We start from the raw sequence: 25,621 nt of genomic DNA, 5'->3' as shown, positions 1-25,621 counted from the left end.
ATCGGATCGAAACAAAAAAGGCGGACTTATTCCAGTTGGGAGAGAAACGACATCATGTCAAAGCATCGGGGACTAGCGCTCCTTACCACCCTTGTACTCGCCGCAGGCATCGCCTCCGCAGCGGCACAGGATTTCCCGTCAAAGCCGATCACGATCGTCGTGCCGTTTCCTCCGGGAGGCGTCGCTGACCAAGCAACGCGGCTTGTCGCGGCCAAAGTATCCGACAGCATTGGCCAGCCGGTGGTGATCGACAACCGGCCGGGCGGCGGCGGTCAGGTCGGCGCGATGGTGGTCAAGCAGGCCAAGCCGGATGGCTATACTCTGTTCTTGGCAAATATCGGCAGCCACGCCATCAACCAATCCCTCTATGCCAAGCTCTCTTACGACCCGGTGAAGGATTTCTCGCCGGTCACTGAAATCTTCAGCATGTCGCATGTGCTGGCTGTGCCGAAAAACAGCCCGGCCAAGACACCGGCTGATCTTGTCGCGTTGTCCAAAGCGAAGCCCCTCTCCTTCGCTTCGCAAGGCATCGGCAGCGGCGGCCATTTGCTCGGAGAGATGTTCAAGTCCGGGACGGGAAGCAGTGTCGTCCATGTGCCGTACAAGGGCACGGCACAGATCCTTCCCGACCTGCTGGCCGGCCGGCTCGATCTCATCTTCGACGGTATTCCCGGCTCTGGTCCGCTGGTCCGCGACGGCAATCTCAAGGGGCTGGCCGTCACCGACAGCAAGCGCTCGGCGATGCTGCCGGACGTGCCGACCATGGCCGAGGCGGGATTTCCTGGCTATGAGCTCAGCGCCTGGTTCGGCATCGCGGCGCCGGCGAATACGCCCGCGCCGGTGATCAACAAGCTCAATGCCGAATTCATCAAAGCACTGAAGCATCCCGATGTCGTCGCTCGCATGACGGAATTCGGAGTGAACATCATCGGCAACTCGCCCGAAGAGTTTGCCGCCGTCATGGCGTCTGAAACCACGCGTCTTGGCCAGGTCGTCAAGGCCTCTGGCGCGCGCGCCGAGTAACGTCTCGGCGCAGCCTGCTGCGCCGTTCTCCCAAACCTCAGCTCGATGAGATGGAGCATGTCATGCCTTTGCTGGGCAAGGGTGCGCTCGTCATGTGGTGCGACATCGCGCCGGAACACCATGCTGCGCATGACGAGTGGCATTCGAACGAACACTTCCTGGAACGCCTTGGTATTCCGGGCTTCCTGCGCGCCAGACGGGGCGTCTCGATAAGTGGCAACGCCCCGCGATACTTCGTTCTCTACGAAGTCGACCAACTCGCGACAATCGCCTCACCCGCCTATCTGGCCCGCCTGAACAATCCCTCCGTATGGACTCGTTCCATCATGGCGTTGGTCCAACGCCTGAGCCGCACCCCGAGCCAGGTGACCGCGAGCCACGGCTCGGGAATCGGCGCCTATATCCAGGCCGTTCGCCTGACCCCGCGCGACGATGGCGCGGGCTCAAGCGAACTTCGCCGGTGGCTCGTCGAAACCGCACTGCCGTCGCTCATGTCGCAACCAGGCGTCGTAGGCGCGCATCTCCTCGAGCATGCGCCCGCTTGGGCGCCGCAAGCTACGCATGAGCAGGCGCTGCGCGGTCGCGCCGACGACACCGCCGATTGGATCCTTGTCGTCGAAGGCTATAGCGCCGCAAACCTGGAAAGCGCGACCGCCAGATTGCTTCCGCCGGACGAGGTGATCCGGCGCGGCGCCGCCGGTTCACCCGTCTCCGGTTTCTATCAGATCGCCCATATGGTGACGCCTGCGGATCTGCCCCCTTCGGAATCCACCGTGGGGAACGCAGACGAAGGCGAGGTCCGGAATCACCGGCGGTCCCAACAATTCGCAGCCATCGCGGAAGGAGCATGAGCATGCGGCTTCATCTGAATCAGGAAGTCCTCGCCGGCCTCATCTTCGCCTCATTGGGGGGTCTCGGCCTCTGGCTTGGAAGCAACTACCCGGTCGGCTCCGCGCTGCGAATGGGGCCGGGATATTTGCCAACGCTGTTGTGCTGGCTCCTCGTCGGATTGGGGGCGACCATCGCGATCCGCGGCGTGGCGATCGGCGGCGAACCGATTACCTATTTCAACATTCGCTCTTTGATCCTGATCGTCGCGGGCGTCCTCGCCTTCGCGGCCCTGGTCGACCGTCTCGGCCTGGCCATCGGCACAATCGCCGTGATCATGATCGGCGCCCTCGCCGGCCACGAATTCAAGTTCCGGGAGATGGCCGCCCTCTCCATCGGCCTCGCAATCGCAGCCTCGGTTCTGTTCGTCTTTGTTCTCGGACTGCCGATCAAAATCCTTGCGGGTTGGAGGTAGAACCCATGGAAATCTTCGACAACCTGGCCCTCGGCCTCTCCGTCGCCTTCACCCCCATGAATCTTCTCTTCTGCTTTGTTGGCGTTCTGATCGGAACGCTCATCGGTGTCCTGCCGGGGATCGGCCCGGTGGCGACGATGGCGATGTTGCTGCCGATTACGTTCTATCTGACACCGACGGCAGCGCTCATCATGCTGGCGGGGATTTACTATGGTGCCCAGTACGGCGGTTCCACCACGGCGATTCTGATCAATACGCCCGGTGAGTCCACCTCAGTCGTCACCTGTCTCGACGGGCACGCCATGGCACGTCGCGGTCGCGCTGGCGCTGCGCTTGCGGTCGCCGCCATCGGCTCCTTCTTCGCCGGCACCGTCTCGACGCTGCTCATAGCGCTGGCCAGCCCGCCTCTGACCCGGGTCGCGCTGCAGTTCGGCCCGGCAGAGTACTTTTCCTTGATGGTGCTAGGCCTCGTCGGAGCCGTCGTGCTCGCGCAGGGCTCGCTCCTGAAAGCCCTCGCCATGACTTGTCTCGGCCTGCTCCTGGGACTTGTCGGAACCGACCTCAATACGGGCGACCTTCGTTACACCTTCGACATTCCCGAATTAATCGACGGCATCGGCTTCATGCCGATTGCGATGGGGCTTTTCGGCATGTTCGAGATCATCAGCAATCTCGAGCATCGGCATGACCGGTCCGCGAGCAGGGTCATCGGCTCGCTGATGCCGTCGCGCGATGAAATGCGCGCGTCGATCATGCCCATCCTGCGTGGCACGGGCATTGGCGCGATCCTCGGCGTTCTGCCTGGTGGCGGCGCCTTGCTGAGTTCCTTTGCGGCCTACGCCATCGAAAAGAAGATCGCCAAGGATCCGTCCCGTTTTGGACATGGCGCGATCGAGGGCGTCGCGAGCCCTGAATCAGCCAACAATGCCGGTGCGCAGACCTCGTTCATCCCGATGCTGACGCTCGGCATCCCTTCGAACCCCGTCATGGCGATGATGCTGGGCGCGCTGATGATCCAGGGCGTGGCACCGGGCCCGAGCGTCATGACCCAGCAGCCCAGCCTGTTCTGGGGCGTCATCGCCAGCATGTGGGTCGGAAACCTGATGCTCGTGGTGATCAATCTGCCACTCGTCGGCATCTGGGTCCGGTTGCTGACAGTTCCCTATCGCTTCCTGTTTCCCTGCATTCTCTTCTTCTGCGTCATCGGCGTCTATACCGTGAACAACTCCGCGTTCGAGGTCGTACTCGCCGCGATTTTCGCCACGCTCGGATACGTCTTCTTCAAGGTTGGCTGCGAGCCCGCGCCGATGCTGCTCGGGTTCATCCTCGGGCCGATGATGGAAGAGAATCTGCGCCGGGCGATGATCCTTTCCCACGGCGACCCGACCGTGTTCACGACCGAACCTATCAGCCTGGGCCTGTTGATCGTCTCGGCCGCGTTGCTCGCCGCCGTCGTGCTCCCCGCCCTGCGCCGGACACGAGAAGAAGCATTCAAGGAAGCCTGACGGCGCCAAGACGGAGATCGCTCACAATGACCACGCTCGTCCGCTATCGCCGGCCTTCGGCCGGAATTCACCCGCCTCACCTCTACCCGGACTACACATCCACCATAAAGCGGGCCCCCAAGCAGCCTCTCGTGCTGATCCCGCACCAGCTTTCGGAGATCACCGGCCCTGTCTTCGGTCATGGACGCATTCGCGCCGAAGACCACGATCTGACCCGCATGCATGCGGCCGAGCCTCTCGGAGAGCGGATCATCGTGACCGGCCGCGTGCTCGACGAGGATGGGCGCCCCGTCCCTCACACGCTCGTCGAATTGTGGCAGGCCAACGCCGCCGGCCGGTATCTCCACAAAAATGACCAGCATGCCGCACCGCTCGATCCCAATTTCAGCGGCGCCGGGCGTACGGTCACCGACGCGGCTGGGCAATACCGCTTCGTGACGATCAAGCCGGGCTCCTATCCCTGGAAGAACCACGCCAATGCCTGGCGCCCCCAACATCTGCACTTCTCCGTCTTCGGGCCGAGCTTTCTCACCCGCATTGTCACGCAGATGTATTTTCCCGGTGACCCGCTGATGGCTTATGACCCGATCTACAACAGCATCCATGACGAGAAGGCGCGTGAACGCCTGATCGCGCGATTTGACCTCGACGTGACCGAACCCGACTGGGCCCTGGGCTACCGCTTCGACATCGTTCTGCGCGGGCGCGACGCGACCCCCGAGCACCACTGAAGGAAGCCGCCCGTGACCATGACGCTGACAGCATCCCAAACCGTTGGGCCGTACTTCCACATCGGGTTCGAAGCCCTTTACACGACCGACCTGACACTTGCGGCGGCGCAGGGGCAGAGCATCACCGTGACCGGGACGATACTGGACGGAGACGGCCAGCCGATTCCCGATGCGGTTCTGGAGCTCTGGCAAGCGGATGCGACCGGACGCTACCATCATCCCGAAGACCGACGAAACGAAGAGCCGGATCAGTCCTTTTTCGGGTTCGGCCGGATTCCCATGCGTGACGATGGCTCCTTCAGCTTCAAGACGATCAAGCCCGGGCGCCCAGAAAGTACCGACGGTCGCCATCAAGCTCCGCACATCAACGTGACCCTGTTCATGAGAGGGCAGCTCACGCATCTCGTGACGCGCATCTACTTCGGCGACGAGCACGCGAACGAGCAGGACCATGTTCTGGGATTGGTCGATCCACAACGGCGCCACACGCTGGTCGCGCGCCCGTCGTCAACGACGCCAGACGAATACCGATGGGACGTTCACATGCAAGGTGCAGCAGAAACCGTCTTTTTCGATGTGTGATGGCGGCATGGCTTGACGGACAGGAGCGGGCTCGGAGCTGACCGGTCGATATCGGGCCCGAGCATAGTCCTGCCTGAGCCTAGTCCTCTGCGACGTTGAACGATAACATTCGCGATTCTTGGGTCGCCTTGAAGGCGACTTCCGCTGCAAAGATTGTCCGAATCTTGTTCAGGCACGTTCCGAAATGACGCTTGAAGTTTTCTACTCGCGAGCCGGCCACCTGATCCGCCGCATGAACCAGATTGCCGTCGCGATCTTTCTTGAGGAGACGAGCGAGCTCGGTCTGACAACCGTGCAATATGCAGCACTGCATATGATCGACGAGATCCCCAACGTCGATCAGGCCAGTCTGAGCAGCATGATCGCCTTCGACAAGACGACGATCGTCAAGGTCTTGGACCGCCTCGAGGAAAAAGGTCTCATCACGCGAGAGCGTTCCGAAACGGATCGACGCCGCCAGCTCCTGAACGCCACGAAGCGCGGCCAGGAGGTCGTCAGGCAGATCGAGCCCATGATCAATCGCTGCGAGGAGCGCATTCTCGCCCCTCTCAGCGCGCCGGATAAGCGCCGTTTCATGGAAATGTTGACCCAGATCGTTCGGGTCAACAACACGTTCAGCCGCGCGCCGCTCAATGACGAGCTGCTCGAAGATTTCGCGGCACGCAAGAACATCTCGCGGCCGAAAAAGCCGATCGACGTGAAGGTCGCCAAGCCGAGCAAAACCTCTCGAAAGCGCGACGCGTCGGGGGGCGCCTGACGCTCTGATCGGCGGGGGAGCGCGCCGCTCGTGCGGGGCGGCGCGCATAAGCCGCGCGTCATTTGACAGCATACCAACTATCGGTATGCTCATCTTTATCCGGTTCGCCATCGCATGCGCTGAGCACCATCCTGGGCAAGTTTCGACCCGGCATACGGCGGCACGCAAAGAAGAAGGATTGAATGATGAAGCTGTGCCGCTTTAATGACGACAATGTCGGCGTGGTATCGGACGGCAGGGTTTTCGACGTTACCGAACTGGCCGAGAGCTTGTCATCCAGAATTGCCGCTGATGATTTGGGCGATCCTTTCGTATGGAGCATACGAGACCTTCGCAAAGCATTGCCGGACAGTCTGACGAGCTTTCGTTCCTTTTCGCTGGACAAGGTCGATCTCCTGTCTCCGGTGAAGTTTCCCGGCAAGATTGTCGCCGCCCCGGTCAACTACATGGCCCATATCCTCGAGATGCAGGCGAGCAACATTTCACCCGGCCATAATATTCCCGAGATCGGAAAGGCGGGTCTGTTTCTGAAGGCAACGTCATCTCTTGTCGGCCCCTCCCAGGGGATCGCCCTTCGTTTTCCCGATCGACGCACGGATCATGAAATCGAACTCGTCGCCATCATCGGCAAGACGGCGAGCTGTGTTTCGCGCATGGACGCCCTTGACCATGTTGCCGGATATTGCCTCGGCCTGGATATCACCGTCCGCGGAACGGAGGACCGCAGCTTCAGGAAGTCGATTGACTCCTACTCTGTTCTTGGCCCCTGGCTGACCACGGCCGACGAAATTCCCAGCCCGAACGATCTTGAACTGACCTTGCGTCGGAATGGCGATATCAAGCAACGCACTTCGACGGCCGACATGATCTACGATGTCGCGCGCATCATCGAATTCGCATCCTCATTCTATACGCTCTATCCCGGCGACATCGTTTATACCGGGACACCCCAGGGAGTTGGACCTATCGAGCCGGGCGATCGCCTCCATGCGGAATGCCCGGCTTTGGGCGCCATGAGCGTGATGGTTCGCGCATATTCGGAGCAAAGACCCGCATAGGCTAAGATGGAGCCTCGGGCTAGCACGCTGCGCCCGACAATTGCGATGTGACGCTGCGGCCGGGCCTCTCCGACCTCATTTTGTCTGATACGCAGCTTCGCCGCTGCGCAGGCCGGTCATCGCGTAGCATTCGCTACCCCCAGGCATGCCCGGCAAGCCTCGGCCATATCCTCGGCGGCCACCACGCCGCCGGGAGAGCCCGGTGTCGGCCCATTCCGAGGACGAACCTCACCATTTGGGAGCGCTTGAGCGCCGGGATGGTTGCCCTATTCGGCAATCGTCAGCGTCATTCCATCGAATGCCACTGCGATATTGTCCGCCAAGCGGCTGGCGAGGCTCGCATAATCCAGATCGACATGGAGATTGGTCAAGATCGCGCGTCGCGGCTTCAGCGCGGCGATGGCATCGAGCGACTGAGCCAGATGGAAATGGCTCGGATGCGGCGTCTCGCGCAGGCAGTCGAGAATCAGGATATCGAGGCCGGCCATGGCTTCCATTGCTGCCGGCGGGATCAGGCTGACATCGGGCAGATAGGCCAGTGAGCCGAAACGGAAGCCGAGCGCTTCGTAATTCGGCCCGTGCTCGACCCGGAATGGCAGCGCTTCGATCGGTCCGCCCGCGCCGTCGATCGTCTGGCTGCGTCCGGCAGTGATCTGGTCGAGATCGAGGATCGGCGGGTAGTAACTGCCCGCCGGCGTCTCGAAGAGATAGCCGAAGCGTGTGCGCAGCGAGGCTTGTGTGGTTGTATCGGCATAGATGCGGATGCGCTGGCGCATATGCAGGACAAGCGCGCGTAGATCGTCGATGCCATGGCTATGGTCGGCATGGTCATGCGTCATCAGCACGCCGTCGAGCGCCTCCACCTCGGCGGACAAGAGCTGTTCACGCAGGTCCGGAGAAGTATCGACGAGAACCCGGGTCGTGCCGTCCGGTCCCGAACGCGTCAGCAGAATCGAGCAGCGACGCCGGCGATTCTTTGGATTGCTCGGGTCGCAGGCCCCCCAACCGGAGCCAGGCCTTGGCACGCCACCCGAGGAACCGCAGCCGAGGATCGTAGCCGTCAGCGTCATGGCGCGGGATCAGGCGACCCGCGCAACCGGCGCGGCGTGGTCCATCTTCCAGTAGCAGCGCCGGGCGTTCTCGGTGGTGATCCGAGCGGCTTCGTCGAAGGGCACGCCGATCGCATCCGCCAGAACCTTCGCCGTTTCAACGACATAGGCCGGTTCATTGCGTTTGCCTCTGAACGGGACGGGAGCCAGATAGGGCGCATCCGTCTCGACCAGCAGGCGCTCGCGCGGGACCATCCGCGCGATGCGGCGCAGGTTCTCCGAGGTCTTGAAGGTCAGGATGCCGGAGAAGGATACGTAGAAGCCGAGTTCGACGCCGGCCATGGCGAGCGCCTCTCCCGCCGTGAAGCAGTGCAGAATCGCCGGGAAAGCGCCCTTCCCGGTTTCCTCCCGCAGAATCGCGATCATGTCGTCATCCGCTTCGCGGGCGTGGATGACGAGCGGCAACTGCGTCATCCGGGCGGCGGCGATATGGGTGCGCAGCCCCTGCGCCTGCGCGTCGCGCGGGCTGGAATCGTAGTGGTAGTCGAGCCCGGCCTCCCCGATCGCGACACAGCGCGGATGGCCCGACAGTTCCGCCAACCGCTCGGCCGTGATGTCGAGCTCCTCATGCGCCTGATGCGGATGGGTGCCGACCGAGAACCAGACCGACGGGAAGCGCTCCGCGATCGCAGCATAATCCGCGAAGCGCGCGACGCGGGTCGAGATCGTGACCATCCGGCCGACGCCCGCGGCTTCGGCCCGCGCGATATAAGCCGGCAGCTCCGCCGCGAAGTCCGGAAAGTCGAGATGGCAGTGTGTGTCGATGACCATCACGCCGCCTGACCATCCTCGGGCTCGACATAGCGCGGGAACACCGCGCTCGGCGCCGGCAGAGGTGTCCCGCTGGCCAGACGTCCGATCTCACCAAGCGCAGCAAAGCTGCGCGCCTCAGTGGGCACGCCGAGGAGGTCGAGCAGTTTGCCCGCTGCCTGCGGCATCACCGGCTGCACCAGGATCGCGACTTGCCGGATCACCTCGATCGTGACGTAAAGCACGGTGTCGCGGCGCGCCGGATCGGTCTTGGTCAGGCGCCAGGGCTCGTTGGCGGCGAAATAGCGGTTCGCCTCCGCCACCACCGCCCAGATATCGGCCAGCAGGCTATGCAGGGCGAAATCCTTCATCATGTCGCGGGCCTTCGCGAGCGCGCCGTCGGCCATGGCGAGCATGGCCTTGTCCGCCTCGGTCAGCGTCCCGCAGGGTGGCACCCTGCCCTCGCAGTTCTTGGCGATCATCGACAGCGAGCGCTGCGCCAGATTGCCGAGGTCGTTGGCGAGGTCGGCATTGATCCGCCCGACAATGGCATCATGGCTGTAATTGCCGTCCTGGCCGAAGGAAACCTCGCGCAGGAAGAAATAGCGCAGCTGGTCGACGCCATAGGTCTCGGCGAGGTCGAAGGGATCGACCACGTTGCCGAGCGACTTCGACATCTTCGTGCCCTTGTTCAGCAGGAAGCCGTGGCCGAAGACGCGCTTCGGCAGCGGCAGCCCCGCCGACATCAGGAAGGCCGGCCAGTAAACCGCATGGAAGCGCACGATGTCCTTGCCGATGATGTGGACATCGGCCGGCCAATAATGCGCGCGGGAACTCGCGGGATCGGGGAAGCCCGTCCCGGTGAGGTAGTTGTTGAGCGCGTCGACCCAGACATACATGACGTGCTTCGGGGCGCCCGGCACCGGCAGGCCCCAGTCGAAGGTCGTGCGGCTGATCGAGAGATCCTCGAGTCCTCCCTTGACGAAGGAGACGACCTCGTTCCTGCGCGTCTCCGGCGAAATGAAGTCCGGGACCTCATCGTAGAGCTTCAGCAGGGCGTCCTGGTACTTGGCGAGGCGGAAGAAGTAACTCTCTTCCTCCACCCACTCGACCGGCGTCCCCTGCCCCCCCAGGCGCGTGCCGTCGGGCTGGAGAGTCGTCTCCTCCTCCCCGTAGAAGGCCTCGTCGCGCACCGAATACCAGCCGGAATACTTGGCGAGATAGATGTCGCCATTGGCCTCCATGCGCCGCCAAAGCTCGTCGGTCGAGACCTCGTGGTCGGGGTCGGTCGTGCGGATGAAGCGGTCGAAAGAGCAGCCGAGGCGCTGCTCCATCTCCTGGAACCGCGCCGCGATCTTGTCGACGAACTCCTTCGCCGACAGGCCGTTCTGGGCCGCCGTGCGCTGAACCTTCTGGCCGTGCTCGTCCGTGCCGGTCATGGCGAAGACGTCGTAGCCATCCAGCCGCTTGAACCGCGCGATCGCGTCGGCCGCCACCATCTCATAGGCGTGGCCGATATGCGGCGGCCCGTTGGTGTAATGGATCGCGGTCGTCAGGTAGAATTTCGGGGCGGTTGCCATCATCTGTCCGAGAGCTTCGCTTCACGCTGCGCGCGAGCGGGAAACCGCAGCCGACAGATCATGAAACATCGTCATCACCAGCGGTCGACGGTCGAGGTTGTACGTCTCGACCTCTCGCGCCTGCTGTCCAAGCTTTTCCCATACCTCCGCAAGTGGTGCAAGACGCGCCGGTTGCGCTGCAGCATGCGCGTGCAGGTGGTCGGAGATCCAGCCCTGCACCGTCTCGATCATCACCGCGAAATCGCGCTCTCCGGCCTTACCGGCGACATCCTCGGCCAGGGCCAGCAGCGCCGGGGTGTCGACATGCGGCAACGCGTCGAGGCGCGCCCTCACCGCTTCGACCAGGGCGAGCGTCTCGGGATCGACATAGGTCAGCGCCCGCCGCACCGAGCCTTCGGCAAGGCTCGCGGCTCGCCGCAATGCCGAGCCGTCGAGCGGCGCCTGCATCCGCTCCAGCGCCAGGCTTCCGGCCTCCATCACTCCGGCTTCGTCGAGCGGGGCGAAGGTCAGGAGGCGGCATCGCGAGCGGATCGTCGGCAGCATGCGGCCCGGCGCATGGGCGACGATCAGGAACAGCGCCCGCGGCGGCGGCTCCTCCAGCAGCTTCAGCAGCGCATTCGCGGCGGAGCGCTCCATATCCTCGGCGGAATCGACGATGCAGACGCGCCATCCGCCCTCGGCGGCGCTCGCGCCGAAGCGGTCGATGACCCGTCGCACCGCATCGACCGGGATGTTGCTGGTGTAGCTCTTGCCGTCCGGCTTGGGCACCCGCCGCAGCACATGCAGATCGGGATGCGACTGCGCCATGACGCGCCGCGAGGCGGGGTCGCTCCCGGGCATGGCGAGATCGCGCTTCTGCGCGGCGCGCATCCGCGGATCGCCGGCAGCGAGCATGAAGCGCGCCGCCCGATAGGCGAAGCTCGCCTTGCCGATGCCTTCCGGCCCGCCGAGCAGCCACGCGTGATGCATCCGGCCGGACGAGACCGCATCGAGAAAGGCGCGCTCCTGCGCCTCGTGGCCGATCAGGCTCAGCGTCTCGCGCGGGTGCGGCGCAATCGGCAGCCGGTCGGGTTCGTCGCTGGTCTCTCGCATCACGCTTCCGGTCTGGTTTGCAGGCGCTCGCCCACCGCCCTCCACGCCGCTTCCGCAAGCGCCTCGGGCGACAGCGTTGCATCGAGCAGGACGCAGCGCCGCGGCTCCCGGGCGGCAATGTCGCGATAGGCTTGGCGCAGATTGCGATGGAAGGCCAGCGTTTCGCCCTCGAATCGATCGACCGCCTCTCCGGGCCGGCGCCGTTTTGCGGCACGGGCGAGGCCGATCTCGGGATCGAGATCGAGGATCAGGGTGAGATCCGGCATCAGCCCGGCGACGGTCACGGATTCGAGCGCGGCCAGCAGAGCCGGGTCGATCTTGCCCAGCACGCCCTGATAGACCCGCGTCGAATCGATGAAGCGATCGCAGATCACCCATTCGCCGCCTTCGAGCGCAGGGCGGATCAGGCTGTCGATATGGTCGATCCGTGCTGCCGAGAACATCAGGGCCTCGGCGAAGGCGCCATAGTCCTTGGCCTGCCCCGCCAGGATCATCTCGCGAATAGCCTCGGCCTTGGGCGAGCCGCCAGGCTCGCGCGTCGTCCGGGTCGCAAAGCCGGCCTCGCCGAGCCGCCCCGCCAATGCGCGCGCCAGCGTCGATTTGCCGGCGCCCTCGCCGCCCTCGAGGGTGATGAATCGTCCCTTGTCCATGTCGATCCGCTCAGCTCCGGCCCAGCGCCTTGCGGACCCAGCCGGTCGTGGCCTCGAACAGCGCATCGAGCGCGCGGCTCTGCAGCGTGCCGGCCTGCACCGTTTCGGCTGCATAGAGGGGCACGTCCAGCGTTTTGATATCGCCGCGCGTCACGATGAGACGGGCCACTTCCGCCCCCTCCTGGACGGGAACGATAAGCGGGCCGCGATAGACGATACGCGCGGCGAGGCGCTCCGTGCTGCCCCGCGGCAGGAGGAGGCTGATGGCCCCTTTACTGCGCAGCGCGACGCGCCCCTTCTCGCCGCCATAGACGCTAGCCTCTCCCACGGTCTCGCCATTGGCGAAGAGTTGCCGCCGCTCGAAAGCGCGGAAGCCCCATTCCAGGAGCTTGCGGGCTTCAGCCGCCCGGTCCCGCGCTGTCTTGAGGCCATTGACGACGACGATGAGGCGCTGGCCGTTCTGGACAGCCGAGCCGACCAGGCCAAAGCCCGACTCGTCGATATTCCCCGTCTTCAGCCCGTCGGCGCCGATATCCATCGTCAACAGCGGGTTGCGGTTCTGCTGTCTGATCTTGTTCCAGGTGAACTCGCGCTGGCCGAAGATCTTGTAGAGTTCCGGATAGGTCTTGATGATGTGGTCCGCGAGCAGGGCGAGCTCGCGCGCCGTCACCCGTTGCTGCGGATCAGCCATGCCGGTTGCATTGCGGAAGACGGATTTGGTGAGCCCCAGCGCACGCACCCGCTCCGTCATGATCCGTCCAAAGGTCGCCTCATCGCCGGCGATCGCTTCGGCCAGGGCGATCGAAGCGTCGTTGCCGGACTGAACGATGATGCCCTGCAGGATATCGGACAGCTTGATGCGGCTGTTGACGATGGCGAACATCGCAGAGCCACCCGAAGGCGCCCCGCCCTTGCGCCAGGCGTTCTCGGAGATGCCGATCTCGCTGTCGAGCGACAGGCGGCCGGCGCTGATGTCCTGAAAGGCGACCAGCACCGTCGCGAGCTTCGCCATGCTCGCCGGGACCATCAATTCGTCGGCCGATTTCTCGTAGAGGACGGCGCCTGTATCCGAATCGAGCAAGACCGCAAAAGGCGCCTGCGACTGGAAGTTCTGGGCACGAACCGGAGCGGCAAGAATGAGAGCCCAGAGCAGGACAACCACGCCGGCGCCCAACCACCGAACCGGCGGCAGAGCCGCAGCAGACAGGTTCGCATCACGAAAGGCGCTCATGCCTCGATGTGAAGCAGAGCGCCCGGCATCAGGTCAAGAAAATTGGCTTCAGTTGCGCGTCGGCGGCAACACGGCCTGGAAAGCGAGCCGGTTGACCGGCTGGGTCCTGGCGAGCCCCTTCTCGGGCACGTTCAGCAGGCTTGCGGACGTGCCGCGCGGCGGCGGCAGCGTGGAGCGCAGCGCAGCGGGAACCGCAACCGGCTTTCCGGCGTTGGCGATGGTATCGAGATCGAAAGGCCGGCTCGGCGGCAGCGGGGCGGCGCGGACCGGCATGGCTGCGGAAGCCGCGGGACCGGCGGATGCAAGCGTGGCCATGACCGGCGACGACGGCGAGATCACACGCGTCGTTTGAGGAGCATAGGCCTGCGCGACGGGCTGGCTGACCTCGGGAACCGGAACGGGCTCCGGCTCCGCCACCAGGGCGGGAGCGTCGATATCGGCGCTGCGCGTGCGCGTCGTGGCTACCCCTTCTGTGCTGGCAACCATCGTCCGTGCGCTGGTGCCCGGGATCGGCGCCTGGCTGCCGTCGGTGCGGAGCGTTGCAAGCAGGAGATTGTCGTCAGAGCCGGCGAGCGAGGCCTGGCCGAGATATTCCATCTTGATGCGCGCCGTCCCGAGATGGCGGAAGGCAAGCGCATCGGCAGTCTTCTGCGAAACGTCCATCAGGCGATTGCCGTGATAGGGGCCGCGATCGTTGACGCGCACGATGATCGAGCGATTGTTCAGAAGGTTCGTGACACGCGCATAGGCCGGCAGCGGCATCGTTGGGTGCGCGGCGGAAATGCTGTTGCGGTCATAGACCTCGCCATTGGCCGTGCGGCGACCGTGGAAGGCCTCGCCATACCACGAGGCCAGGCCGACAGCGGCATAGCCGACAGGCTTTTCATAGGGCACGTAGCGTTTGCCGGCGACCGAATAGGCCTTGCCGACGAGTTGGCGACCGCCGCCCTTCGGCACCTCCTCGCCGTCCGCGACGACGCGCGGGCTGGCGGGGCCGTATTTCCACTGCGGGAAAGCGCCGATCTCCTTTGAGCGACGGCCGGCGGTCTGATTGCCGGCGCAGTTGGCGACGAACAGGCCAGCCAGCACGACGCAGCCGAGACGCGCAATGGACGAGACGGAAGAAGACGCTGGCGGCGATCCGGTCACGCTGGAGGAGAGCTCCTTGGCCGAAAAGCTAGCGTCCCGCATCGTTTTGCTCTTCCGCTTTCTGCGCCAAAAACCACGGCTTCGCCCAAGCCGCACGCGCGGCTTGACCGAGTTTTCGGTCAATTCCTTTAAGGGATCGTTAAACAGCGAAATACCTGCACCGAGGATTCGCCGAACAGGAGTCCCTGTCTTTGAGCGGGCACAAAGGTGTCCGAACAGTGGCGCATGTCAACCTGCGCGACAGACCTTCGCCATCTTTTCCACCGGGCGTGACCTTAACGCCACTATTGCCGCACGGAGCCAGGCGCATTGGCTTCGTCTGGGAACTATGGCTCGTTTCATCCGAAAACTGCGGTCTAAACCTGACAGCCCCCTTGCAAATCGGCGGCCCCGATTGCATTGAACCATGGCCGGAAGGGTGGCCGAGTGGTTTAAGGCAGCGGTCTTGAAAACCGCCGTGGGTGCAAGCCCACCGTGGGTTCGAATCCCACCCCTTCCGCCAGCATGCCTCCAGGTCTTTGGTCACATCCTAAGGCTATGGTGTCGCAAGGAAAAATCTCCCAGGCACGCCGATGGCAAAACGAGGTGCGTGAGCGCCTCCTGGAACATCGTCGACGGCCTCCCGCCCCTCTGCCGCGCATTCTGCGGGCATGCGCGCATCTGCCCGCACTGCACCTCCCCTGCATCCGCGCAAGAACCACCGGCCGGCTGGGCATGCGTCTAAGCCCATCGGCAGCAGCCAAAGCGATGCCGAGTTCAGATGCGGTCCCGCGCTATGAGCGGGACCTGGCGCTCGGCCCGAAAGCAGACCTCGGCACATCGCCACATCGGCGCTGCAGCCGGCGGCGCCGTTACGAAAGCAAGAGTATTCCAACGGTCATCGTGACGAGGGTCAGCGGCGCGCCGATTCTGAAATAGGTCCAGAAATCGATCGTGATACCGTCCTTGGCCGCGCGCTCGGCGACGATCAGGTTCGCCACGGATCCCAGCAGGGTGAAGTTGCCGGCAAGCGTCGAAGCCATTGCCACGACGATCCAGGCTCTCTGTGGCTCCTGCAACTGCTCGATGAAGGGTTTCAACACGAGCACGGCCGGAACGTTGCTGACGAGATTCGACAGCACGGCAGTGACGCCGGTCAATACCGCGACATTGCCGAGGTCGAAATGCGCCGCCTGGGCGACGACATCCTTCGTCAGCACTGCATGTTCCAGCCCGCGCACGACGACGAAGAGGCCGGCGAACATAAGCAGCAGCGGACCGTCGATTTCGGCATAAACCTTTCTCGGTGCGATCCGGCGGGTGAGGAGAAGCAGCGCGGCTGCGCAGATCGCCACCTTTGCGACGGGCTGGCCCAGGAAGAACAACACGATCATCCCGAGCGCGACGAGCGCCGATTTGGCGGCCAGCCAGTTATGATAATGCGCCGGCACCGATACGCTCGGCAGCGTCTGCCTGGTGACGTATTCGCTGGGGTTGAGAGCTACGACGAGCAAGATCGTCAGGAGGAGGCCGAGCGCGGCGACCGGCGCCAACGCTCCCGCAAAAGCGCCATAGGAGATCCCCGACAGGTTGCCGATGATCATATTTTGGGGGTTGCCAGTGATCGTCGCCGTCGATCCGACATTCGAGGCGAGCGCCACGGCCACGAGATAGGGCACGGAGTTGCGGCCGAGTGCGCGTGTCAGGGTTATCACGATCGGCGTCATCACCAGGCAGATGGCGTCGTTGACTAGGAAGGCGGAGAGGACGCCCGTCGTCACCACGACCGCCGCCAGCAGCAGCGCCGGGTAGTGGGCCCTTCCGACCGCCCAGCCCGTGGCCATGCGGAAGAAGCCGGAGAGTCGCAGATTGGCGACGACGATCATCATGCCGAGGAGCAGCGCGATGGTGTCGAGATCGACAGCGCGGTAGGCCTCCTCCAAAGGGAGCACTCCGCAAGCGACCATGAGAGCGGCGCCGATGAGCGCCGCACCCGCCCGGTCGACGCGCAGGCCTGGCATCCGGCCGATGGCGATCGCGACATAGGTGACGATAAAGATCGCTATCGCTGCGATCTGGGTCACGCCGAGGCCCCAGCCGGTCATCCGCTTACACTGCCCTTTCGCTGATCGCAGCCCCGGACGGAGCTGCGCCACGGTCGGTTGGAGGCTGATAGCTGCGTGTCTCGGGCATGGCCAGGAGATAGAGGACAAAGCCGCAACCGGCTATCGTGGCTAGCGTCAGGAAAGCTGCCGAATAGCTGGCCTCGACAATGATGACGCCCGCGAGCGAGGCCGAAAGCGAGGCGCCGACACCCTGGAACGTCGCGACCGCGCCCTGAGACACGTTGAAGCGGCCGGTACCGCGGGTGAGATCTGCCACGACGACCGGAAAGAGTGCGCCGAAGATGCCGGCTCCCACTCCATCGAGCGCCTGAACCGCGACCAGCCAGAACGGATCGTCGGAGACGACATAGAGCGCGCCGCGCAGGGCGAGAACACCGAAAGCGGCGAGGAAGATCGGCTTGCGGCCCCAGGCGTCGGCCTTGGCGCCGACCATCATCGCCATCGGCACCATGACGCATTGCGCGATGACGATGCAGATGGCGATCAGGGACGTCGCCTGCTCCTTGCCGACCACATGTGTCAGCAACTGGCCGACGGAGGTCAGCATCGCGGCATTGGACAGGTGGAAGATGGCACAGAGCAAGGCGAACAGCATCAGGTGGCGGTTCTGCAGAAGCGCCTTCAGCCCGGAGGGCTGCTCGTCGTCGACCGTCTCGTCAAAGCCACGCGCGACATCATCGTCGATCTCTTTCTGCGGTACCAGCAGCATGGCGCCAATACTGAAGACGGCGAGCACGGCCATCAGCCAAAACACCACGATCGGGCCGAAGACATAGGCCGTCGCCCCGGCGATCGCCGCCGACACGGCGTTGCCGAGATGGTTGAAAGCTTCGTTTCGGCCGATGCGCCTGGAAAACAGCTTCGGCCCGACGAGGCCCAGCGTGATCGCGGCCAATGCCGGCGGAAAGACCGCACCCGCCACCGCCGCGACCGATTGCGTGCCGATCACGAGATAGAAATTGCCGATGAACGGCAAGGCCAGGCAAGACAGCGTCACCGCTACGGCCGAGGCGATGATGATCGCCGGCTTGTTGCGGCTCCTGTCGATGAGCGCGCCAGCCGGCGTCTGAGCGATGAGCCCGACAATGCCGGCAATGGTCATGACGAGCCCGGTCGTAGCCTCGTTCCAGCCTTGCGCGGGGCCTCGCACGGCGATGAGATAGATCGCGAGATAAGGCCCCAGCCCGTCGCGCACGTCGGCGAGGAAGAAGTTTAGGGCGTCCAGGCCGAAGAGTGCCCGATGGGACGGCGAATGCTCAGCCGATTTTTCCGTATTGCCTGCCGGACTTCGCATGGGCACCGCTCGCTAGTGGAGAATCCAGGTGACAGGCGCCGGCGCGAGGCGGCGATGCAGCGCTCCCATCGGAAGGCGCCGCTTTAACATCGGGACCGCGCAATGGTTCCGACTGGCGCCGATATCGCTGAAAAAGCCGTCGCCGCGCCCGGTGCGAGGCCCTGATTCAGTCGTCTCGAGGCGGCGGACAGCGGACGCCGCCCCGAGGCCCCAAGGGCGGTGTGGGAGCCAGGATGCCGGGCATGCGGCGGTGTTGGACAAGGAGTGTGGTTGCGTTCTGCCAGGCGCGGAATTTGACGTGCACATGAAACTGAATGGATATGTCTTGGTATGGCGCCACCTGAAACGGCAGGGAGCGAATGGAGAAGCGGCAATATCTGGAACGGCTCGTTCTGAAGCTTGAAACGCATGTCCCCCTGCCTGCTGTCGAGAGGGAGAAGCTGCTGGATTTGCCGCTCACCCTGAAGCGCTTCGAAGCCAGCCAGGACATCGTCCGTGAAGGTGAGGTCACGAAGCAGTGCTGCCTCGTCGCCGAAGGCCTCGTTTGCCGCTACAAAATTGTCGGCGATGGTGCACGTCAGATCTTGTCGCTCCACCTCCCGGGCGACATTCCCGATATCCATTCGCTGCTCATCGAGCGCATGGATCACTGCCTGGGAGCGCTCACGCCGGCGATCGTCGGCTTGATCCCCCATGATGCCGTCCGAGCACTCACTCGGGCATCTTATCGAATTTCCGAAGCGTTCTGGCGCGAAACGCTGATCGAAGCCTCGATTTACCGCGAATGGATGGTCGGCATTGGGCGGCGCTCGGCACCCAGCCGCATCGCCCACCTGTTCTGCGAGTTCATCACCAAGATGACAGCCATCGGCTTGTCAGACGGCGTGACCTGCAATCTGCCTTTGACGCAGCCTGAAATCGCCGATGCACTCGGCCTTTCCACGGTTCACATGAACAAGAAGCTTCGAGAAATCCGGGAGGCCAGGCTTGTTCGCATCCGGGCAAATCGCCTGACGGTTCTGGACTGGAAGGGGCTCTGCCGCTTGGCGGATTTTGATCCGGACTATCTTCATCTCCAGCCGGGCGCCACCAAAATCGAGGGCGATTGAGGAACAGGTTGGCCTCGGCTGAATTAGGCAGGCATGCCCAGCTACTTCTTTCATACGCGCGACGGAGAGAAGCTCGAAATCGACGAGGAAGGCACCGATTTGCCCGATGACCAGTCCGCGCGAAATGCAGCCAAAGAGCTGCTCGCTGCCTTGAACCGCGAAAAGCTGCCAAATGGCGACCACATGTCGCTTTCGGTCACCGTCGAGGATGCGGAGGGGACGGAAATCTACATGGCCAGTTTGCGCCTGGAGGGTCTTCCCGCGGCCTCAGATCCCAAGAGACGAGGTTGAAGGGCAGGCTCTGTACGCGGCCGCGCTCCAAGCCGATGCTCTCTTGTTGCGATCGCCACATCCACCTCTGCGCGATGCACAAGGATGAAGGCGTGGCAATGTCATTTGATATTGCTCTTGGCACTTTGATTGGCGCAGAGAGGTGAACCTCTCCCGCTGGTCCTCTGCATGCCTATCTCCCAGGCGTTCTTCCAACGCTCGAACGCCCTGCTTCTGGCCATCGGCATCGCCGTACTGGTCGTCATCGTCGCAACGTCGCTTTGGCTGACGACGGCAAGCGAGCGCTATTTCGGCGAGGTGACCGCGGCGCGCGCGGTGAGGAGCGCCACCGCCGATCTGCTGTCTCTGGTGCAGGACGCGGAGACGGGTCAGCGCGGCTACCTGCTGACGCGCGACGAGAGCTATCTTGCTCCCTACAACACGGCGTTCTCCCGGCTTCCGGACCAGCGCGCCCGGCTTGAACGGGCTGCAGCCAGGCTGCCCGAGATCGGCCCGATCCTGCAGCGGGTCGACAACGAGCTCGACCAGAAGATGACGGAACTTGCCGCCACGGTCGACGCGACCCGCAAGGGCGACACCGAGACGGCGCTGAGCCTGGTCCGCAGCGGCACGGGCAAGCGTTTGATGGATGATTTGCGCTCCGATCTCGCCGCGATTCTGGAGGTTTCGGAAACGGAACTCAGGGAGGCGATCGACGCGCAGGTCACGGCCTCGACCCGGCTGCGCTGGACCACGATCGTCGGGGCGCTTCTCATCCTGGCGATGGCTGGCGCGGCGAGCTGGACGATCATCAGCTACACGCGCGAACTTGTCGCCGCGCGCCGGGAAGTCGAGCTTCTCAATGCCGGCCTAGAGGAGCGCGTGCGCGAACGTACCGATGCGCTCGTCAAGGCGAACGAGGAGGTCCAGCGCTTCGCCTATATCGTAACGCATGACCTTCGGGCGCCACTGGTGAACATCATGGGCTTTACCAGCGAGCTGGAAGCGATGTTCAAGCCGATCGATGCCTATGTCACGGCCGGAAACGCAGCCTCCCCGGAGCAGAAGGCCGCGGCGCAAGAGGCACTGAGCATCGATGTCGCCGAGGCGATCGGCTTCATCCGCTCATCGACGCGCAAGATGGACGGGCTCATCAACGCGATCCTCAAGATCTCGCGCGAGGGCGGGCGCGAATTGCGGGCCGAGAGCGTCGACCTCACCGCGCTCATCGAGACGGCGGCAGCCGCGGTCCACCATCAGGCCAGCGCGGAGGAAGGCGGCGGGATCGAGATTGATTCACAGGTTCCCCGCCTCGTCAGCGATCGCCTGTCACTCGATCAGATCATGGGCAACCTTCTGGACAATGCCATCAAATACCGGGCTCCGGATCGCCCGATCCGGATATCCGTGCGGAGCCGACGGGAGCGCCGCGGCTGGGTGAAGATCGAAATCGAGGATAATGGACGCGGCATCGCGGGGACAGATCACGAGCGCATCTTTGAGCTCTTTCGCCGCTCCGGCGCGCAGAATACGGCTGGCGAAGGCATCGGCCTCGCCCATGTCCGCACGATGGTGCGCAATCTCGGCGGCGACATTGCCGTGCGCTCAGAACTTGGAAAGGGCACGACCTTTACCGTGACCCTGCCCCCCGACCTTGCGGCCTACAGACGGAGTGCCAAAGCGTGACCAATGGAACGCCCGTCTCGATCATCATGATCGAGGACGATGAAGGCCATGCCCGCCTCATCGAGAAGAACATCCGCCGCGCCGGCGTCAGCAACGAGATCATCCCCTTCGCCAACGGGACGGATGCGCTGAACTACCTGTTCGGCGCCGACGGCTCCGGCGCCGTCAGCGCCGGCCGCCAGTTGCTCATCCTGCTCGATCTCAACCTGCCGGACATGGGCGGCGTCGACATCCTCGAGAAGGTGAAGGCGAATGCCCATACCAGGCGCTCGCCGGTCGTCGTGCTCACCACCACCGACGACAGCCGCGAGATCCAGCGCTGCTACGACCTTGGCGCCAACGTCTACATCACCAAGCCCGTCGACTATGACGGCTTCGCCCATGCGATCCGCCAGCTCGGGCTGTTCTTCTCCGTAATCCAGGTTCCGGAAACACCATGACCCGCTTGCGTGGCCGCCGCTGATGCCGAACCGGCCGATCAACGTTCTCTATATCGACGACGACGCGACGCTGGGGCGGCTCGTGCAGCGCATGCTCGCGCGCCACAACTATGTCGTCGAGCATGTTGAGACTGCCGAGGCAGGCCTCTCGCGCGCAGAAGCCGGCGGGATCGATGTCATCATCCTCGACCACGATCTCGGCACGGCTTCCGGCCTCGATGTCCTCGCAGCGCTTTCCACCGACGCCGCTTCTCCGGCGATCATCTACGTTACGGCATCGTCGGAGTTGTCGATCGCGGTGACCGCGCTCAAGGCCGGCGCCATGGACTATGTCGTCAAGACGGTCGGCGATGATTTCGAGGTGCTGCTGCGGGCAGCGCTGGAACATGCCGTCGTCAAGACGCGCCTGACTCGCGCCCGCGAACAGGCGGAGCAGGAAGTCCGGGCGGCGCGCGACCGGGCGGTGACGCTGCTGGCCGAGGTCAATCACCGCGTTGCCAACAGCCTGTCATTGGTCGGCTCGCTCGTGCGGATGCAGGCCAACTCGGTCGAGGACCTCGGCGCGAAGGCAGCGCTAGCCGAGACGCAGGCCCGGATCACTGCGATCGGCAACCTCCATCGCAGCCTCTACACCTCCGACGATGTCCGCGCCGTCGACCTGGCCGGCTATCTCCGCTCCCTGCTGGAGGAATTCGCGCAGTCGCTGGCAGGCTCGGGCCAGATGCCGACGATCCGCTTCGAGGCGGAACCCGTGCTGGCGAAAACCGACAAGGCGATCTCGATCGGGCTGATCGCGACCGAGCTGGTCACCAACGCACTGAAATACGCGTATCCGAGCGGCAACGGCGAGGTTCGGGTGAGCCTCTCCTGCGACGGCGACAAGGTCACGCTCGAGGTCGTCGACGACGGCGTCGGCTGGAGCGGCACGGGTCCGATCAGGGGAACCGGTCTCGGCAGCAAGATCGTCCGCGCGATGGCCAAGAGCCTCGCCACCGAGCTGCGCTACGAGGATACCGGCGGCCGTGGCACCCGCGCCGTCATGGACCTCTCGCTGGCCGAGCTGGCGCCTCCGCGTTCCGACGCGGCCTGAGCTGCGCCGAACACCCGCAAGCTAGACGCCTGCCGAAAGCTTGCGGAGCGCGGCCTCGAGCGAGGCCACATTGTAAGGCTTGCGCAGCGTCGCCGCTTCGGCGACCCCGAGGATCGCGAGATCGTCATAGCCTGTCGCGAAGAGGAAGCGCACGCCGAGCTCGCGCAGGCGATTGCCGATCGGCTCCGAGGTTTCGGAACCGAGATTGACGTCGAGAATCGCCAGATCCGGCACCGTCCGGGTCAGGAACGACAAGGCCTCGGAGACGTTCGCACAGACCTCGACCTGCCTGGCGCCCAGCCTCGCCAGCATGTCCTCGCAATCCATCGCGATGATGAACTGGTCCTCGACCAGCAGCACGCATTTGCCTTCGAGCGGCCGGCCGGGCTTGCCGCGGACAGGCGCAGGAGCATCGACCGGTACGGTCGTGTCCTCGGTCCAGCGGACGAATTTGGCGGGAATGCAGAACTTGGCCGTGATGCCCTCGGGCTCGAAGGTCAAATCGCTGCGACCGCCGAGGTCGAACGGAATGCTGCGATCGATCAGGATGCTGCCGAAGCCCTGACGCGACGGCGGCTTGACCGGCGGCCCACCGCGCTCCTTCCAGACGATCTCGCAATCGCCTCCGGCGCTGGCCGACCAATCGACGGTGAGCTCGCCGGTCTTGACGGAAAGCGCGCCATACTTCGCGGCGTTGGTGATCAATTCATGGATCACGAGAGCGACGACCGAGAAGGCGCGAGCGTCCAGGGAGACGGCCGGACCGCGAACCGCGATCGTGCCGCCGCTTGTCCGGTAGGGCGAGGCTTCCGCATTGACGAGATCGAGCAGCACCCCTCCCCCGCTCGCTCTCATAGCCTGGTCATGGGCGATGGCGAGCGCTTCAATGCGCCCCTTCAGCGAGGTCACATAGGCTTCGATCGTCGCCCCCTCAGCGAGCGGATGGGCGACGATCGACCTGATCAGGGCGAGGATATTCTTGACCCGGTGGTTGAGCTCCTGGTTGAGCATCTTCTGGCGGATCTCGGCCTTGTTCCGCTCGTCGGCGAGAAGCTCGCTCTGTCGCAATACGACTTCGATAAGGGTCCGGCGCGCCGATTCGGCCAGCTCGCGCTCGACCGGCGTCCAGACCTTGGAATGGCCGGCCACCGTCTCCTTCCAGACCGCGAAGCTCTGCCGCGGCGTCAGGCGGTCGCCATGGGGGCCGGTCGTGTAGGTTTTGTTGGGGTCGCCGCCCCATTCGATTGTATGGACCAGCTCCCGGCGAAAGAAGAAGAGATAGTCGCGCGGTATCTGGGAGAGCGGAATGGCGAGAATTCCGGCGAAACGATCGGCATGGACGCGCGCGGCGGGCAGCGCCTCGGCCAGCGCCGTCGTTGCCCAGATGCGCCCGTCGCAGACCTCGCCTGCGAAGGCTGCGAGTTCCTCCGCAAATTCGGCCGGTGGCGCGCTCCCTTCGGCACGCCACTCGCCCTGCACCCAGACACCGACGCCGTCGCTTTCCACCAGATTGCGGAATTCGGCGAGATGCTGGCCGAGGAAGCCCGAGGCATCGGTCACATGCGCAGCGGACGAGAGCAGGCCATTGAGGAAATCCCGCGCCCGTTCAGCTGCGAGCAGCATCTGCTTTTGTGTGAGCGCACCGAGCTGCAGCGCGAAGAACTCGCCGAAGATCTCCGCCGCTATCCGGCGGTTCATCGAGAGCGAGCGCGGGCGATAGTGGTGACAGGCGATCAGCCCCCAGAGCGCGCCGTCGACGATGATCGACACCGACATCGAGGCCGAGACGCCCATGTTCCGCAGGTACTCGCAATGGATAGGCGAGACGCTGCGCAGATGGGCATAGGAGAGGTCAAGCGGTTCCCCGGCCGCATCGAGCACCGGAGTGATCGGGAAGCGTTCGCCGCTCGAATCCGAAACGACGCGGATGGGATTGAGGATATAGAGCTGCCGGGCCTGCTGCGGGATGTCGCTCGCGGGGAAATGCTGGCCGAGGAAGCTCTCCAGGTCCGGTCGCTTCGCCTCGCTGACGACCTTGCCGGAACCATCGTGCGCGAACTGATAGATCATCACCCGGTCGTACTGGAGCACGGCCCTGAGCAGACGCGCCGCATTCTTGATGAGCTGGGCCGGGTTCGTGACATCGGAGAGCCGCCCGACCAATGTCCGCGCGAATTCGAGCGGCGAGCTCGGCCCAGCCGGGACGCTCGCCTCGAACTCGATGATGGCGTTGCCTTTGAAGGAATGGATCGAGATGTCCAGTTCGCGATCCAGCGCGGCCAGGCGATAGCGCGGCATCAGCCCAGCCCGCGACGGCACCCCGGAGCGGGCAAGCGCATTGCGCATCTCGTGCACGACCGGCCCACCGAGGATTTCTTCGAGCTTGCGCCCGACGAGCTCGAACTCCTTGAGGCCGAGGAAGGCGCTCGCATTGGTCGAATGGCGCCTGATCGTCACCACCTCGGCATCGCAAACGATCATGCAGCCATGAGGCTGCACGCTACCGGGAATATGGATCGGCTCGCGATCGCAGTTCGTCAGGTCAACGGTCGTCATGCGGGAGAGAGTACTTCCGATCTGAAGGCCTGGATGGCGTGCAGGAAGACGGCTCTCGCCGATTGCGCTGCAGCACCCCATCCCTGCCGGTCGAGCCCCTCGAGCGCCGCCAAAAGTTCGCGCCAGCTATCGAGCGAGGCGGCCTGGGCCGAGAGGTAGCGTGCGCCAAATTGAGGTCCGAACCCGAGGCCCTCCACTCCCTTCACGAGCACGCGAGCCCCTAGAGCCGAGCCTTCGAGAACATAGGCAGCCCCCAGGAACGCAGCCATGTCATTTGACAGATGGAAAGGTTCGGTCATCGGCAAGGGGATGGACAGGCCGGCGAGATCCGCCTTCAGCTCGGGCACGAGCTTGCGGGGCCACCGGGAGGAAGGCTGCGCGGCCCAGCCTAGCAATGCGGCCTCGACCGGCGCCCGATGGCAAAACGTGCCTTGCAGGAAGCGGGCATATTCGGCGCGGTTCGAGAATCCTCCGACAATGGCGTCGAGTTCACGATGAAGCTCGTTGGTCTCGTCGCGTAGGAAACGTCTGATCTCAATCATTCCGCGAGC

At 64.1% G+C, this 25,621-nt stretch carries 24 protein-coding genes and 1 tRNA gene; 14 read left to right on the top strand and 11 right to left on the bottom strand.

Annotation, left to right across the window (positions count from 1 at the left end; translation table 11 throughout):
- Positions 1 to 54 precede the first annotated feature (54 nt).
- From AB4Z16_RS20115 to AB4Z16_RS20080, 8 genes are all read left to right on the top strand, one after another.
- Positions 55 to 1,023, top strand: coding sequence for a Bug family tripartite tricarboxylate transporter substrate binding protein (locus AB4Z16_RS20115; protein ID WP_441513124.1), 969 nt, complete (start codon positions 55 to 57; stop codon positions 1,021 to 1,023).
- 62 nt (positions 1,024 to 1,085) lie between these two features.
- Positions 1,086 to 1,874: a hypothetical protein gene (locus AB4Z16_RS20110; protein ID WP_441513123.1), complete on the top strand. Its 789-nt coding sequence runs from the start codon at positions 1,086 to 1,088 to the stop codon at positions 1,872 to 1,874.
- Between the two features lie 2 nt (positions 1,875 to 1,876).
- The gene (locus AB4Z16_RS20105) at positions 1,877 to 2,326 is read left to right on the top strand and encodes a tripartite tricarboxylate transporter TctB family protein (RefSeq protein ID WP_441513122.1); all 450 of its coding nucleotides are present in this window, start codon (positions 1,877 to 1,879) and stop codon (positions 2,324 to 2,326) included.
- A gap of 5 nt (positions 2,327 to 2,331) precedes the next feature.
- A complete protein-coding gene (locus AB4Z16_RS20100; protein WP_441513121.1) occupies positions 2,332 to 3,831 on the top strand; it encodes a tripartite tricarboxylate transporter permease in 1,500 nt (499 codons plus the stop codon).
- A gap of 26 nt (positions 3,832 to 3,857) precedes the next feature.
- On the top strand, positions 3,858 to 4,562 hold the full coding sequence (gene pcaH / locus AB4Z16_RS20095; RefSeq protein WP_441513120.1) for a protocatechuate 3,4-dioxygenase subunit beta: 705 nt from the start codon (positions 3,858 to 3,860) through the stop codon (positions 4,560 to 4,562).
- A gap of 18 nt (positions 4,563 to 4,580) precedes the next feature.
- On the top strand, positions 4,581 to 5,144 hold the full coding sequence (gene pcaG / locus AB4Z16_RS20090; protein ID WP_441513508.1) for a protocatechuate 3,4-dioxygenase subunit alpha: 564 nt from the start codon (positions 4,581 to 4,583) through the stop codon (positions 5,142 to 5,144).
- Positions 5,145 to 5,262: 118 nt separating this feature from the next.
- Positions 5,263 to 5,901 (top strand): MarR family winged helix-turn-helix transcriptional regulator, encoded by a 639-nt coding sequence (locus AB4Z16_RS20085; RefSeq protein ID WP_441513119.1) that lies wholly within the window; start codon positions 5,263 to 5,265, stop codon positions 5,899 to 5,901.
- Between the two features lie 182 nt (positions 5,902 to 6,083).
- On the top strand, positions 6,084 to 6,959 hold the full coding sequence (locus tag AB4Z16_RS20080) for a fumarylacetoacetate hydrolase family protein (RefSeq protein WP_441513118.1): 876 nt from the start codon (positions 6,084 to 6,086) through the stop codon (positions 6,957 to 6,959).
- A gap of 266 nt (positions 6,960 to 7,225) precedes the next feature.
- Here the strand turns inward: AB4Z16_RS20080 and AB4Z16_RS20075 are convergent, their stop codons facing one another.
- The 7 genes from AB4Z16_RS20075 to AB4Z16_RS20045 are packed head-to-tail and all read right to left on the bottom strand — an operon-like array spanning position 7,226 to position 14,562.
- On the bottom strand, positions 7,226 to 8,029 hold the full coding sequence (locus AB4Z16_RS20075) for an MBL fold metallo-hydrolase (RefSeq protein WP_441513117.1): 804 nt from the start codon (positions 8,027 to 8,029) through the stop codon (positions 7,226 to 7,228).
- Positions 8,030 to 8,038: 9 nt separating this feature from the next.
- On the bottom strand, positions 8,039 to 8,839 hold the full coding sequence (locus AB4Z16_RS20070) for a TatD family hydrolase (protein WP_441513116.1): 801 nt from the start codon (positions 8,837 to 8,839) through the stop codon (positions 8,039 to 8,041).
- Positions 8,839 to 10,398 carry a methionine--tRNA ligase gene (gene metG, locus AB4Z16_RS20065; RefSeq protein ID WP_441513507.1) on the bottom strand — a complete coding sequence of 520 codons (1,560 nt, stop codon included), beginning with the start codon at positions 10,396 to 10,398 and terminating at the stop codon, positions 8,839 to 8,841. Before metG ends, AB4Z16_RS20070 begins: the two co-directional genes overlap by 1 nt.
- Before the next feature lie 21 nt (positions 10,399 to 10,419).
- On the bottom strand, positions 10,420 to 11,490 hold the full coding sequence (locus AB4Z16_RS20060) for a DNA polymerase III subunit delta' (protein ID WP_441513115.1): 1,071 nt from the start codon (positions 11,488 to 11,490) through the stop codon (positions 10,420 to 10,422).
- Positions 11,490 to 12,140: a dTMP kinase gene (tmk, locus tag AB4Z16_RS20055; RefSeq protein WP_441513114.1), complete on the bottom strand. Its 651-nt coding sequence runs from the start codon at positions 12,138 to 12,140 to the stop codon at positions 11,490 to 11,492. The genes AB4Z16_RS20060 and tmk overlap by 1 nt, the downstream gene beginning before the upstream one ends.
- A gap of 10 nt (positions 12,141 to 12,150) precedes the next feature.
- The gene (locus AB4Z16_RS20050) at positions 12,151 to 13,371 is read right to left on the bottom strand and encodes a D-alanyl-D-alanine carboxypeptidase family protein (RefSeq protein WP_441513113.1); all 1,221 of its coding nucleotides are present in this window, start codon (positions 13,369 to 13,371) and stop codon (positions 12,151 to 12,153) included.
- 48 nt (positions 13,372 to 13,419) lie between these two features.
- Positions 13,420 to 14,562, bottom strand: coding sequence for a septal ring lytic transglycosylase RlpA family protein (locus AB4Z16_RS20045; RefSeq protein ID WP_441513112.1), 1,143 nt, complete (start codon positions 14,560 to 14,562; stop codon positions 13,420 to 13,422).
- Positions 14,563 to 14,932: 370 nt separating this feature from the next.
- On the opposite strand from AB4Z16_RS20045, the gene AB4Z16_RS20040 reads away from it, so the two are divergent.
- Positions 14,933 to 15,022: transfer RNA gene (locus AB4Z16_RS20040), tRNA-Ser, on the top strand.
- Between the two features lie 349 nt (positions 15,023 to 15,371).
- On the opposite strand, the gene AB4Z16_RS20035 is transcribed toward AB4Z16_RS20040, so the two are convergent.
- The gene (locus AB4Z16_RS20035; RefSeq protein WP_441513111.1) at positions 15,372 to 16,604 is read right to left on the bottom strand and encodes an anion transporter; all 1,233 of its coding nucleotides are present in this window, start codon (positions 16,602 to 16,604) and stop codon (positions 15,372 to 15,374) included.
- A 4-nt stretch (positions 16,605 to 16,608) separates the two neighbouring features.
- Positions 16,609 to 17,919, bottom strand: coding sequence for an MFS transporter (locus AB4Z16_RS20030; protein ID WP_441513110.1), 1,311 nt, complete (start codon positions 17,917 to 17,919; stop codon positions 16,609 to 16,611).
- Between the two features lie 359 nt (positions 17,920 to 18,278).
- Here AB4Z16_RS20030 and AB4Z16_RS20025 point away from each other — a divergent pair, with 359 nt between their 5' ends.
- The 5 genes from AB4Z16_RS20025 to AB4Z16_RS20005 all read left to right on the top strand — a co-directional run bounded on the left by AB4Z16_RS20025 (position 18,279) and on the right by AB4Z16_RS20005 (position 22,514).
- Positions 18,279 to 19,028 carry a Crp/Fnr family transcriptional regulator gene (locus tag AB4Z16_RS20025; RefSeq protein WP_441513109.1) on the top strand — a complete coding sequence of 250 codons (750 nt, stop codon included), beginning with the start codon at positions 18,279 to 18,281 and terminating at the stop codon, positions 19,026 to 19,028.
- A gap of 33 nt (positions 19,029 to 19,061) precedes the next feature.
- Positions 19,062 to 19,319 carry a DUF6894 family protein gene (locus AB4Z16_RS20020; RefSeq protein WP_441513108.1) on the top strand — a complete coding sequence of 86 codons (258 nt, stop codon included), beginning with the start codon at positions 19,062 to 19,064 and terminating at the stop codon, positions 19,317 to 19,319.
- A 168-nt stretch (positions 19,320 to 19,487) separates the two neighbouring features.
- Entirely contained in the window at positions 19,488 to 20,984 is a 1,497-nt protein-coding gene (locus AB4Z16_RS20015) for a sensor histidine kinase (protein ID WP_441513107.1), read from the top strand.
- Positions 20,985 to 21,010: 26 nt separating this feature from the next.
- Positions 21,011 to 21,424 (top strand): response regulator, encoded by a 414-nt coding sequence (locus AB4Z16_RS20010; protein ID WP_441513506.1) that lies wholly within the window; start codon positions 21,011 to 21,013, stop codon positions 21,422 to 21,424.
- A gap of 22 nt (positions 21,425 to 21,446) precedes the next feature.
- Positions 21,447 to 22,514 carry a response regulator gene (locus AB4Z16_RS20005; RefSeq protein ID WP_441513106.1) on the top strand — a complete coding sequence of 356 codons (1,068 nt, stop codon included), beginning with the start codon at positions 21,447 to 21,449 and terminating at the stop codon, positions 22,512 to 22,514.
- A gap of 21 nt (positions 22,515 to 22,535) precedes the next feature.
- On the opposite strand, the gene AB4Z16_RS20000 is transcribed toward AB4Z16_RS20005, so the two are convergent.
- Together AB4Z16_RS20000 and AB4Z16_RS19995 are read right to left on the bottom strand one after the other, a co-directional pair.
- Complete coding sequence (locus AB4Z16_RS20000) at positions 22,536 to 25,070, bottom strand: HWE histidine kinase domain-containing protein (protein ID WP_441513105.1); 2,535 nt, start codon at positions 25,068 to 25,070, stop codon at positions 22,536 to 22,538.
- The gene (locus AB4Z16_RS19995; protein WP_441513104.1) at positions 25,067 to 25,612 is read right to left on the bottom strand and encodes a biliverdin-producing heme oxygenase; all 546 of its coding nucleotides are present in this window, start codon (positions 25,610 to 25,612) and stop codon (positions 25,067 to 25,069) included. Before AB4Z16_RS19995 ends, AB4Z16_RS20000 begins: the two co-directional genes overlap by 4 nt.
- Positions 25,613 to 25,621: the final 9 nt, after the last annotated feature.

This window comes from Allobosea sp. TAF32, from assembly GCF_052113585.1.
Taxonomy (GTDB): Bacteria; Pseudomonadota; Alphaproteobacteria; order Rhizobiales; family Beijerinckiaceae; genus Allobosea.
Note: the sequence above shows the minus strand (reverse complement) of the source record. Positions and strands in the feature narration are given on the sequence as shown.

Coding starts and splice junctions, on each gene's coding strand:
- AB4Z16_RS20075 (WP_441513117.1), bottom strand. CDS start 8,029: ATGACGCTGACGGCTACGATCCTCGGCTGCGGTTCCTCGGGTGGCGTG.
- AB4Z16_RS20025 (WP_441513109.1), top strand. CDS start 18,279: ATGGAGAAGCGGCAATATCTGGAACGGCTCGTTCTGAAGCTTGAAACG.
- AB4Z16_RS20100 (WP_441513121.1), top strand. CDS start 2,332: ATGGAAATCTTCGACAACCTGGCCCTCGGCCTCTCCGTCGCCTTCACC.
- AB4Z16_RS20115 (WP_441513124.1), top strand. CDS start 55: ATGTCAAAGCATCGGGGACTAGCGCTCCTTACCACCCTTGTACTCGCC.
- metG (WP_441513507.1), bottom strand. CDS start 10,398: ATGGCAACCGCCCCGAAATTCTACCTGACGACCGCGATCCATTACACC.
- AB4Z16_RS20060 (WP_441513115.1), bottom strand. CDS start 11,490: ATGCGAGAGACCAGCGACGAACCCGACCGGCTGCCGATTGCGCCGCAC.
- AB4Z16_RS20070 (WP_441513116.1), bottom strand. CDS start 8,839: ATGGTCATCGACACACACTGCCATCTCGACTTTCCGGACTTCGCGGCG.
- AB4Z16_RS20020 (WP_441513108.1), top strand. CDS start 19,062: ATGCCCAGCTACTTCTTTCATACGCGCGACGGAGAGAAGCTCGAAATC.
- pcaG (WP_441513508.1), top strand. CDS start 4,581: ATGACGCTGACAGCATCCCAAACCGTTGGGCCGTACTTCCACATCGGG.
- AB4Z16_RS20080 (WP_441513118.1), top strand. CDS start 6,084: ATGATGAAGCTGTGCCGCTTTAATGACGACAATGTCGGCGTGGTATCG.
- AB4Z16_RS20005 (WP_441513106.1), top strand. CDS start 21,447: ATGCCGAACCGGCCGATCAACGTTCTCTATATCGACGACGACGCGACG.
- AB4Z16_RS20050 (WP_441513113.1), bottom strand. CDS start 13,371: ATGAGCGCCTTTCGTGATGCGAACCTGTCTGCTGCGGCTCTGCCGCCG.
- AB4Z16_RS20035 (WP_441513111.1), bottom strand. CDS start 16,604: ATGACCGGCTGGGGCCTCGGCGTGACCCAGATCGCAGCGATAGCGATC.
- AB4Z16_RS20105 (WP_441513122.1), top strand. CDS start 1,877: ATGCGGCTTCATCTGAATCAGGAAGTCCTCGCCGGCCTCATCTTCGCC.
- tmk (WP_441513114.1), bottom strand. CDS start 12,140: ATGGACAAGGGACGATTCATCACCCTCGAGGGCGGCGAGGGCGCCGGC.
- pcaH (WP_441513120.1), top strand. CDS start 3,858: ATGACCACGCTCGTCCGCTATCGCCGGCCTTCGGCCGGAATTCACCCG.
- AB4Z16_RS19995 (WP_441513104.1), bottom strand. CDS start 25,612: ATGATTGAGATCAGACGTTTCCTACGCGACGAGACCAACGAGCTTCAT.
- AB4Z16_RS20045 (WP_441513112.1), bottom strand. CDS start 14,562: ATGCGGGACGCTAGCTTTTCGGCCAAGGAGCTCTCCTCCAGCGTGACC.
- AB4Z16_RS20030 (WP_441513110.1), bottom strand. CDS start 17,919: ATGCGAAGTCCGGCAGGCAATACGGAAAAATCGGCTGAGCATTCGCCG.
- AB4Z16_RS20010 (WP_441513506.1), top strand. CDS start 21,011: ATGATCGAGGACGATGAAGGCCATGCCCGCCTCATCGAGAAGAACATC.
- AB4Z16_RS20110 (WP_441513123.1), top strand. CDS start 1,086: ATGCCTTTGCTGGGCAAGGGTGCGCTCGTCATGTGGTGCGACATCGCG.
- AB4Z16_RS20015 (WP_441513107.1), top strand. CDS start 19,488: ATGCCTATCTCCCAGGCGTTCTTCCAACGCTCGAACGCCCTGCTTCTG.
- AB4Z16_RS20000 (WP_441513105.1), bottom strand. CDS start 25,070: ATGACGACCGTTGACCTGACGAACTGCGATCGCGAGCCGATCCATATT.